Below are 10,020 nucleotides of genomic sequence, written 5' to 3' on the forward strand. Positions count from 1 at the left end.
GAATTTCCAAAAGTACTTTACCAGATAAAGGTTAGATGTCATTTTTACTCTGCGAAAGTTGAGTTATTGGTTTGTACTGGCACTTCCTGGACGTTGTTTGGATTTTCATTTTTACCAGTGTTTATTTAATCGGGATGGTGATGTAAAATGGAACAAAAGACGAAACGAATTCCCGTACAACATATTATTGGTTTTGTGATATCCTTGGTCCTAACTGTGATCGCTGCATGGGCCGCACTTGAATCCAGCTTGCCAAAAGGATGGGTGATTACGGGGATTATGGTACTTGCTGTCATGCAAGCAGCCTTGCAACTATTTATGTTCATGCATATGACGGAGTTTGCGAGCGGTAATGGCCATGTCCCTTGGAATATGATCTTTCACGGATTTGTAATCGCAGCTATCATTGTTGCTGGGTCCTTATTTACCATGTCGTATGGTTTCGATCACCATCATGGCGATGATATGGAACAACACGAACAGATGGAAGATATGCACCACTAAAAACGTATAGGATGTGTAGCGTTATGAAAGAAAACACGATAGGCATACAATTTCGTTATTATATCGGCTTTACACTTTGTATATTGTTAAGTGCCTTTTCACTTTGGGCTGCTGTATTCTCGGGTTATTCCTATAAAATAGTATTTGCTGCAATTGCTGTGTTAGCGTTCGTGCAAGCGATCATTCAATTGTTTCAGGTGAAGCCTGCACAAACGGAATAAATAAAGCCCCTCTTTCCGGTTTGGATGGAGGGGCTTTCGCTTATTGATAATAAGTTGTTGTTCTTTTAGCAGTGTCAGATGTTTTTACCACTCTAATGATAAACATGACCCAAGCCACTTCGGCAAGAATCATACTGAGATAGAACATGATCCACATGATCGAGAAGGCAGGTGGTGCAGTATGAAATAATGCTTCGAAATAATATAACCACATTCCAATAATCATCACTGTTTGCACAACAGCAAGTATTTTTTTGTTCAAATGAATGAATAGAAATGGCGTAAGCGTTGCCAATACCATAAACATGACAATGATGCCCATTTAAAATCATCTCCTAATTGAAGATTTGCGTTGTTTTTTCCTATATCTATATTGTAACAGATATGTTGAAAAAAAGACACAAAAAGTTCACGTATCATTCAAGAAATTGGTGTTGACTTTTTGCGAAGGAGACAAAATGAATGTTAATAAAAAATGGATGCCAATCGTCAGCATCCATTTTTATTATTTGTTAAGTTTGTGTGCATATTCATTTGAGGCAAATTCTAATATTAAGCGGTTTACGATACATTACTGTGTTTGTTCAAATTGTTTCGTTTCAAACAAATCAATTAGCTCAACATCCGGGTGTTTTTCCATGAACAAACGTAAGGAGAAGTCATTTTTAAATAAAACAACAAAATTTCCTTCCCGATCTTTGGTAAGCATACTGCGTTCATCAAACAGGGATTCATCTGGTTTTTCAACAGTGAGCCAACGTGGAATTCGTTCACCAATTGATTCCAGCATAACGTCAGCATTGTATTCGTTTTTCATTCGGAATTTAAAAACATCGAATTGCAATTCACCAACTGCTCCCAGGATATTCTCATCAGTCCGATATCCTTTATATAATTGGATGGCTCCCTCTTGTACCAGTTGCTCGAGCCCCTTTCTAAATTGCTTGGATTTCATTACGTTTTTCGCAGTTACTTTTTTGAACAGGTCTGGTGGGAATTGCGGTAATTCATCATAGGTAAATGTATCTTTTCCTTCGATCAGTGTGTCACCGATGCGATATGCGTTCGGATCATAAATACCAATAATATCCCCGGCATATGCTTCTTCCACCGTTTCTCTTGAAGAAGCGATGAACTGTTGTGTCTGTGCCAGCTTGATTGATTTATTCGTTCGTGCCAGCTTAACCGTCATGCCACGTTCAAATTTTCCTGAGCAAACCCGTAAAAACGCCACCCGGTCACGATGCTTCGTGTTCATGTTTGCCTGGATTTTGAAAATAAAACCGGAAAATTCGCTGGTTTCAGGGGAAATGACTCCATTCGTTGATTTTCTCGGTGTTGGGCCAGGTGCCATCGATATAAATGTATCAATAAATGTTTGCACCCCAAAAGGCGCTAAGGCACTACCAAAAAATACCGGCGTTAGCTGACCGGCCAGTACCGCATCCAAAGAAAATGTGCCACCAGCTTCATCCAACAGCTCCAGTTCTTCTTTGGCAGTTTTATAGGCCGGCTGTGATACCAAATCTTCGTGATTGTTCAATTTGGTAAAAGGGATGGAAATTTCTTCTTCATTCCCGGTAAATTGGACAAATTGCTGTTCGTTCCGATCGAAAATACCAACGAACTGTTTACCCATTCCGACCGGCCAGTTCATGGGATGTGTCTCAATATTCAATACATCCTCGATTTCATCCATGAGTTCAAATGGTTCTTTACCTTCCCGATCGAGTTTATTAATAAAGGTAAAGATGGGAATACCACGCATCCGGCATACTTTAAATAATTTAATGGTTTGTGCTTCAATCCCTTTGGTGGCATCGATAATCATGACAACACTGTCAACAGCTGTCAATGTTCGGTACGTATCTTCACTAAAATCTTCGTGACCAGGGGTGTCAAGGATATTTACTTCATAACCTTTGTATGGAAAATTCATGACACTGGAAGTAACGGAAATACCACGTTGTTTCTCCAATTCCATCCAGTCCGATGTCGCAAATTTACCGGATTTTTTACCTTTAACCGTTCCAGCCGATCGAATTAAATTACCATACAATAACAGTTTCTCGGTTAGCGTTGTTTTCCCTGCATCCGGGTGGGAAATAATCGCAAACGTCCGTCGTTTATTAACTTCATCATGCAAACTCATATAAAAAATCCCTTCCATTCTTATTTTGTTCTGGTTGCTTTATTAATTATTGTCAGAGGGATTTTTGATTCACATTGGAATAATGCTCCTTTTAAATAAAAATTTCGCACTTCATATCATACCAACAACACCTCCAAAGTACAACTGTGGGACATAGGGACAGGCACCTCGTCCCACCATAAATTGGAAGCCTTATTCCTTTCTAAAGCATGAAGTGGAGATATTCCCTAATGAGTGAGACTTGCAAAACGTAAATAGTCTGAAAACGATAAGATGGTAAACCAACCTTGTATTCGAATTCATTTTTCATGAAATTCGCGCTAAAATTACTTTTTGTCCATGCATTGAAATTACAAAAAGAAAAGCGTATCCTAGTTTTATTGCTCCAGTACAACATAACTACCATAAAAAGAATTGTCGCATTATTATATGCAATTGAGCTAGACAGAAGTGAGGTTGAAACAACTATGAAGAGCAGCAAAGAAGAAATATTGAAGACTATTCCACAATCTGGATTTTTTGGCCATCCCAAAGGGCTTTTAACGTTATTTTCGATTGAGTTCTGGGAACGTTTTTCTTATTATGGGATGCGTGCTGTACTCCTATACTATATTTATTACGAGACAGTGCATGGTGGGTTGGGCCTTGATAAAACAACCGCCACATCGATCATGTCCATCTATGGTTCCCTTGTTTATATGTCCACGATTGTTGGTGGATGGTTGGCAGACCGGGTTCTCGGAAGCAGGTCAACAATTATTTACGGGGGAATTCTGATCGCGCTTGGTCACTTAGCACTGTCGGTTCCGGGTAGTGTTCCGGCCTTATTTATATCCATGGCTTTGATTATTTTGGGTTCGGGTATTCTAAAACCCAATTTATCCAACATTGTCGGTGATTTATACACGAAGGAAGATTATCGCCGTGATGCAGGTTTTAGTATCTTTTATACAGGGGCAAATGCTGGGTCGTTGCTTGCACCGTTAATTGTCGGAACAATTGGTCAAACATATAATTTCCATGCCGGGTTTGCGATTGCAGCTATCGGTATGATCATCGGATTAATCTGGTATGCTATGTCATCCCGAAAAACATTGGGAGAAGCTGGTCGTTATGTTCCAAATCCAATTGCTTCGAGTGAAAAGAAAAAATTAGGTATTTATTTTTCAGTCGGTGGAGTCATCATTGCCATTGCTTTGGTTATCACGATTGTAACCGGCCTGTTAACCATCGATCGTTTTGTTAATGTGATCAGTATTTTGGGTATCGTTATTCCTATCATTTACTTTTTAGTGATGTACTTCAGTAAAAAAACAACCAATGTAGAAAAATCACGGTTGCTGGCCTACATTCCGTTATTCATTACAGCTATGATGTTTTGGTCCATTCAGGAACAGGGATCTACCATATTTGCCCGGATTGCGGATAGCCAGACAAATTTGGATTTAGGCTGGATCCACGTCCAATCAAGCTGGTTCCAATCAATTAATCCACTTTATATTGTAGTGTTTGCACCGTTGTTTGCCGTGGCCTGGACGAAACTTGGCAAACGGCAACCGACAACACCAGTGAAATTTTCGATCGGCGTTATTTTAGCCGGGCTATCGTTTCTCGTTATGGTTATTCCATTTATCACCGGTGCGGATAAGATCAACCCGATGTGGCTGGTATTAAGCTTTTTTATTGTAACAATGGGTGAGTTGTTCTTATCGCCAGTCGGAGCGTCAGCAACAACCAAGCTTGCACCGGCAGCATTCGCCTCACAGACTATGAGTGTTTGGTATTTGTCAAATGCCTCAGCACAAGCGATCAATGCACAGTTGGTAAAGTTTTATCATATTGATACACAAGTAATTTATTTTACAATCATCGGTATTGTTTCAGTCGTCATTGGAATTGTCTTATGGTTGTTCTCGAAAAAAATCCATCAGTTTATGCGCGGCGTTAATTGATATAATGAGAAAAGGACAGGGGATGTTGCACCTCCTGTCTTTTTTCATTTTGGATTAAACACGCATTTAAAATATAAATTCATATTAAAAAATTGGTTGTTATTTTTACGTAGAATTATTATAATAGAATCATAATGCATAATATTCATATAAAGCCCTGATTCATTAGAGCTATATCAACTACTAAGATAGTAAATACCACTACAAGTTATAAGTTGTCAACGTAAATGAAAGCGATTACCAAAGGTTTAGAAGAAAGCCCTCAAAGAGGTGATTAATGATGGATTATCAGGAGTTGAAGGGAAATTTTTCTTGGAAAGAGGCTGAGCATTTTTTTAATTGGCAACCAGGTGCAAGTATCAATATGGCATACCTAACATGTGATCGTTGGGCAACAGAATCTGATCGTATTGCAATTTATTGGGAAGATGAAGCAGGGAATCAGCAGACATGGACCTATCTACAACTAATGGAACAATCAAACCGGCTGGCAAACGGATTGCAATCAATGGGAATTAAAAAAGGTGATCGCGTCGCAGGATTGTTAGGAAAGGATATGGAGTTAATCATTGCAATTTTGGCAACATGGAAAGTTGGTGCAATTTATGTTCCGCTCTTTACCGCGTTTGAAACAGATGCCATTATGCACCGTTTGAATGATTCCGGTGCACATCTGGTCATAACAAACAAACAACAGGTGGAAAAAATTGCTGATAAAGCTGCAACTGTTCAAATTCTTTTGTCTGACGGTTTGACAAATGAGGGTCAAACATTTTGGCAGTTTGTGGAGTCTTTTTCCACGGAACATAAGATGCAACCAACACTTGAAACGGATCCTGCTGTTATTCAGTATACTTCTGGAACAACGGGATTGCCAAAAGGAGCAGTTTTAACGCATAAAGGTATTATCTCCCTTTATCCATATACAAAATTTGCCCTAAACTTGGAAAATGACGACATATTTTTTGGCGGGGCAGATTTGGGCTGGGCATATGGATTAATGGCTTGTACATTTTCCCCATTGAGTTTTGGCATACCGATCGTTGCCTACAGTGGCCAATTTCAAGTTGAGAAAATTTATGAATTACTGGATAAATATGCGGTGACCAACTTTACCTATGCGCCGACTGCCTACCGGATGATGAAGGCTGCCGGTAAGGACCTGTTAAAACAATATAATCTCAAGGTAAGCAAGTTTAGTAGTGCTGGAGAACCGTTAAATGGTGAGGTAGTCCGGTTTTTTGAGAAACATTTTGGAAGGGGAATATATGATCAGTATGGTTCAACCGAAACGGGCATGATTGTAAACAATTATAATATTATAGATATGTGTGTGAAACCTGGGTCCATGGGGTTTCCAATACCGGGTTTCAAGGTTGAACTAATCGATTATCAAGGCAACCCCGTAAAACAAGGTGAGACCGGCCAAATCGCGGTTGATAGCACGAACGACTTTTTCCAGTTTCAAACATATTGGAAAAACCCGCAAAAAGCAGCAGACAAGAAACTTGGCAGATGGTTTATCACGGGTGATCTTGCCAAAATGGATGAAGATGGTTATTACTGGTTCCAGGGGCGGGCGGACGATGTGATTTCCAGTGCAGGGTATCGAATTGGTCCGACTGAAGTGGAGGATAGTCTGATGTCGCATCCAGCTGTTGTAGAAACCGCCGTTGTTGGCAAACCGGATGAAACAAAAGGTGAAATTGTAAAAGCATTTGTTGTGTTAAACAAAGGATACAACCCATCGGATGAATTAGCGGAAGAACTTAGTCAGTATGTTAAGAAAAAATTATCGAAACATCAATATCCAAGGGAAGTAGAGTTTTTGCCAGAATTGCCTAAAACACAAAGTGGTAAGATCCAGCGATATATGCTGCGGAAAATGCATGTGGAACAATAGGTTGTATACCGTGGACCTACCGTCATGAAAGAATATTATAAAAATCCAGAGGAAACAGAAGAGGCATTCGCAGGTGGTTGGTTCCATAGTGGTGATTTGGTCAGAATGGATGATGAGGGATTTATTTATGTTGTTGATCGTAAAAAGAACATAATTATTAGTGGTGGAGAAAACATTTATCCCGCGGAGATTGAGGAAATTCTTTATCAGATGCCCGAGGTATTGGAGTGTGCAGTTATCGGTGCGTCTGATAAACAATGGGGTGAACGGGTAAAGGCGATTGTCGTATTACAGCCTGATCAGACATTAACCGAACAACAGGTTATTGACTATTGCCAGCAATATCTTGCATCGTATAAAAAACCAAGAGAAGTTGTGTTTACGGATGAATTACCAAGGAATGCTTCGGGAAAGATTTTGAAATATGTATTACAAAGTGAAGAGCAAATTCGCTGAAAAAAGGAAGAAAAATGTATGTTCATTTTTTGACTTGACATTCAAAAAATGAATAGTTAGAATAATATTAACTCGATGATAATATAGTAGTGCGTAGGGGAAGTGTTGGGAAATTGTCATTACGCGAAAAAAAGGCAGCGAAGAAAAAAGCGGAGATGATTAGGTCGGCTTTAAGCATTATTGAAGAAAAGGGATATCATGCTACAACAATGGAGGATATTGCCTCCAAATTATTAATGACTAAGGGTTCAGTCTACTATTATTTTAAGGATAAGCAGGATCTGTTATTTCAAAGTCAAAAAATGCTATTAACCCAATGTATTACCAATATAGAAGAAATTAGAGCCGAAGATTTGGATATATCTGAAAAACTCCGGAAGATCATGGTTGTACACATTGAATATCTGATTACTGAACGAACCGGATTTGCCATGGGATCCAAACCGGAACAATTTTTCTCAGGTGACCAATTGAAAGGTATTTTACAACTACGAGATCAATATAGTAAGCATATTGATGATATATTGCAAGAGGGAATTGCTGAAGATGTTTTTACTGCCGTTGATATCAAGATTGTCCGTAATATTATACTTGGGGCAATGAACTGGGTGATTGAGTGGTATTCACCAACAGGCGTAAAAGATAAAACAGAATTGGCAGAATCGATAGCAGACTATTTATTGCGTATTTTGATCAAGGATACCTACAAGGTGGAGAGAGGAATGATACGATGAAAATGGAAGATGTATCTGCAGTAGTAACTGGTGGCGCTTCTGGTTTAGGGGAAGCAACGGTCCGGAACATTGTTGCAAATGGCGGAAAGGCAACCATTTTGGATCTGCAAGCGGAAAAAGGTAATCGCTTGGCGGCGGAGCTTGGGGAAAATGTAACTTTTGTCCAAACCGATGTTACCAATGAGGGCAATGTTAGCGCTGCATTAAATCAGGCAATAGAATCATATGGATCGATCACGACACTTGTGAATTGTGCCGGGATTGGAAACGCGGAAAAAACATACAGCAATAGAAAAGGTCCCCATCAGTTAGCATCGTTTTCCAAGGTGATTCAAGTAAATTTAATTGGAACGTTTAATGCGATCCGTCTAGCCGCAGAAAAAATGAGTGATAATGAACCGAATGAAAATGGTGAACGAGGAGTGATCATTAATACCGCATCTGTTGCCGCCTATGAAGGACAAATGGGCCAGGTCGCCTATAGTGCTTCCAAGGGTGGAATTGTTGGAATGACCTTACCGATTGCAAGAGATTTAGCTAATTTGGGGATAAGGGTAATGACCATTGCACCAGGTTTATTTGAAACGCCATTGTTCGGTGAGCTGCCTGAGAAAGTAAGAACCGCATTGGGGAAAATGACACCGTTTCCATCAAGGTTGGGAAATCCAGACGAATATGGCACCCTTGCCAAAAGTATCATGGAAAATCCGATGTTGAATGGAGAAGTAATTCGCCTTGATGGTGCAATCCGCATGCAACCGAAATAAAGTTCAACGTGAATGATGATCGTGTTTACAAATCTTTCGTTCGATTTGAAATGAAAATTTTTATAACAGGAGGAACATGTTTATGCGTGAAGCAGTAATAGTTGAAGCAGTAAGAACACCGGTAGGAAAGCGGAATGGGGTGTTAAGCGATGTACGTGCGGATGTACTGGCGGCAAAACCATTAGCTGAGATAGTGAAAAGGGCTGGTATTTCCCCTGATTTAGTGGAAGACGTTGTATTTGGCTGCGTTTCCCAGGTTGGGGAGCAATCGTTGGATATTGCCAGAGTTGCGGCTTTAACAGCCGGATATCCAATTGAGGTTCCTGGTACAACGGTTGACCGGCAATGTGGTTCCAGTCAACAGGCGGTTCATTTTGCGGCACAGGCAATCATCAGTGGGGATATGGATGTTGTTGTTGCGGGTGGAATTGAAAGCATGTCCCGCGTACCAATGGGATCCAATCGACAAGGCGTTGCTTTTAGTCCGGAATTAACTGCGAACTACGAAATGATTCATCAAGGTTTATCCGCTGATAGGATTGCCGAAAAATGGGGATTTAGCCGGGAAGCAATGGATCAATTCTCGCTGGAAAGTCATCAAAAAGCAATCAAGGCACGTAATGAAGGGCGTTTTGAAAAGGAAATCATGCCTTTGGAAGTGACATTAGAAGGCGGTCAAACTATTACGGTGAAACAGGATGAAGGTCCACGAGAAAATACGAGTCTGGAAAAACTCAATTCATTAAAACCTTCCTTTCAAGAAAAAGGAAAAATCACTGCAGGAAATGCTAGTCAAATTAGTGATGGTGCCAATGCAATCTTGTTGATGTCCAGGGAAAAAGCAGAAGATTTAGGTTTGAAACCAAGATTCCGGGTGCTTGCCCGCTCTGTTGTTGGTTCTGATCCAACACTCATGTTAACAGGCCCAATTCCGGCTACAGAGAAGGTGCTGAAAAAAGCGGGACTCTCCATCGATGATATTGATATTTTTGAAGTGAACGAGGCATTTGCGTCAGTACCAATGGCCTGGCTACAAGAAACAGGAGCAGATCCAAAGAAATTGAACCCGAATGGTGGTGCGATTGCATTGGGTCATCCACTAGGTGCAAGTGGTGGGCGCTTAATGATTACCATGCTCCATGAACTTGAACGAACTGGCGGACGCTATGGATTACAAACCATGTGTGAAGGTCATGGAATGGCGAATGCGACGATTATTGAACGGCTCGATGAATAGATTAAGAGAAAAATTTTAAAGAGCGTGTTCAAAAAGGAGGATAAAAAGGACCGAGAAGTTCTAGGCGGCGTAGCTTTGAGCACCGGAGTGTACA

The 10,020-nt window shown here is 40.3% G+C and carries 10 protein-coding genes and 1 pseudogene; 9 read left to right on the forward strand and 2 right to left on the reverse strand.

The genetic code is table 11. The features are described from left to right. Positions 1-62 precede the first annotated feature (62 nt). The 3 genes and pseudogenes from ABRT01_RS17615 to ABRT01_RS17625 all read left to right on the forward strand — a co-directional run. Positions 63-146, forward strand: a pseudogene (locus tag ABRT01_RS17615) (cytochrome o ubiquinol oxidase subunit III); the annotation flags it as partial. A 1-nt stretch (position 147) separates the two neighbouring features. After that, positions 148-504 carry a cytochrome aa3 quinol oxidase subunit IV gene (gene qoxD, locus ABRT01_RS17620; RefSeq protein WP_269409589.1) on the forward strand — a complete coding sequence of 119 codons (357 nt, stop codon included), beginning with the start codon at positions 148-150 and terminating at the stop codon, positions 502-504. A gap of 23 nt (positions 505-527) precedes the next feature. Next, on the forward strand, positions 528-725 hold the full coding sequence (locus ABRT01_RS17625) for a hypothetical protein (RefSeq protein WP_269409588.1): 198 nt from the start codon (positions 528-530) through the stop codon (positions 723-725). 40 nt (positions 726-765) lie between these two features. Here ABRT01_RS17625 and ABRT01_RS17630 read toward each other — a convergent pair whose 3' ends face one another. Then, the gene (locus tag ABRT01_RS17630) at positions 766-1,047 is read right to left on the reverse strand and encodes a hypothetical protein (protein WP_367749010.1); all 282 of its coding nucleotides are present in this window, start codon (positions 1,045-1,047) and stop codon (positions 766-768) included. A gap of 249 nt (positions 1,048-1,296) precedes the next feature. Then, positions 1,297-2,877, reverse strand: coding sequence for a peptide chain release factor 3 (locus ABRT01_RS17635; protein ID WP_367749013.1), 1,581 nt, complete (start codon positions 2,875-2,877; stop codon positions 1,297-1,299). A gap of 467 nt (positions 2,878-3,344) precedes the next feature. Between ABRT01_RS17635 and ABRT01_RS17640 the strand changes: the two genes are divergently transcribed. The 6 genes from ABRT01_RS17640 to ABRT01_RS17665 all read left to right on the forward strand — a co-directional run bounded on the left by ABRT01_RS17640 (position 3,345) and on the right by ABRT01_RS17665 (position 9,926). Continuing rightward, on the forward strand, positions 3,345-4,829 hold the full coding sequence (locus ABRT01_RS17640; protein WP_367749015.1) for a peptide MFS transporter: 1,485 nt from the start codon (positions 3,345-3,347) through the stop codon (positions 4,827-4,829). Positions 4,830-5,106: 277 nt separating this feature from the next. Next, positions 5,107-6,732, forward strand: coding sequence for an acetate--CoA ligase (locus ABRT01_RS17645; protein ID WP_367749018.1), 1,626 nt, complete (start codon positions 5,107-5,109; stop codon positions 6,730-6,732). Between the two features lie 24 nt (positions 6,733-6,756). After that, on the forward strand, positions 6,757-7,188 hold the full coding sequence (locus tag ABRT01_RS17650) for a class I adenylate-forming enzyme family protein (protein ID WP_367749021.1): 432 nt from the start codon (positions 6,757-6,759) through the stop codon (positions 7,186-7,188). A gap of 113 nt (positions 7,189-7,301) precedes the next feature. Beyond that, positions 7,302-7,922, forward strand: a complete 621-nt coding sequence (locus ABRT01_RS17655) for a TetR/AcrR family transcriptional regulator (protein ID WP_367749024.1) — start codon at positions 7,302-7,304, stop codon at positions 7,920-7,922. Then, positions 7,919-8,689: a 3-hydroxyacyl-CoA dehydrogenase gene (locus ABRT01_RS17660; protein WP_269409582.1), complete on the forward strand. Its 771-nt coding sequence runs from the start codon at positions 7,919-7,921 to the stop codon at positions 8,687-8,689. Before ABRT01_RS17655 ends, ABRT01_RS17660 begins: the two co-directional genes overlap by 4 nt. Positions 8,690-8,771: 82 nt before the next feature. Beyond that, entirely contained in the window at positions 8,772-9,926 is a 1,155-nt protein-coding gene (locus tag ABRT01_RS17665) for a thiolase family protein (RefSeq protein ID WP_269409581.1), read from the forward strand. Positions 9,927-10,020: the final 94 nt, after the last annotated feature.

The organism is Lentibacillus sp. L22 (genome assembly GCF_040812445.1).
GTDB lineage: Bacteria > Bacillota > Bacilli > Bacillales > Amphibacillaceae > Lentibacillus_C > Lentibacillus_C daqui.

Coding starts and splice junctions, on each gene's coding strand:
- qoxD (WP_269409589.1), top strand. CDS start 148: ATGGAACAAAAGACGAAACGAATTCCCGTACAACATATTATTGGTTTT.
- ABRT01_RS17625 (WP_269409588.1), top strand. CDS start 528: ATGAAAGAAAACACGATAGGCATACAATTTCGTTATTATATCGGCTTT.
- ABRT01_RS17630 (WP_367749010.1), bottom strand. CDS start 1,047: ATGGGCATCATTGTCATGTTTATGGTATTGGCAACGCTTACGCCATTT.
- ABRT01_RS17635 (WP_367749013.1), bottom strand. CDS start 2,877: ATGAGTTTGCATGATGAAGTTAATAAACGACGGACGTTTGCGATTATT.
- ABRT01_RS17640 (WP_367749015.1), top strand. CDS start 3,345: ATGAAGAGCAGCAAAGAAGAAATATTGAAGACTATTCCACAATCTGGA.
- ABRT01_RS17645 (WP_367749018.1), top strand. CDS start 5,107: ATGATGGATTATCAGGAGTTGAAGGGAAATTTTTCTTGGAAAGAGGCT.
- ABRT01_RS17650 (WP_367749021.1), top strand. CDS start 6,757: ATGAAAGAATATTATAAAAATCCAGAGGAAACAGAAGAGGCATTCGCA.
- ABRT01_RS17660 (WP_269409582.1), top strand. CDS start 7,919: ATGAAAATGGAAGATGTATCTGCAGTAGTAACTGGTGGCGCTTCTGGT.
- ABRT01_RS17665 (WP_269409581.1), top strand. CDS start 8,772: ATGCGTGAAGCAGTAATAGTTGAAGCAGTAAGAACACCGGTAGGAAAG.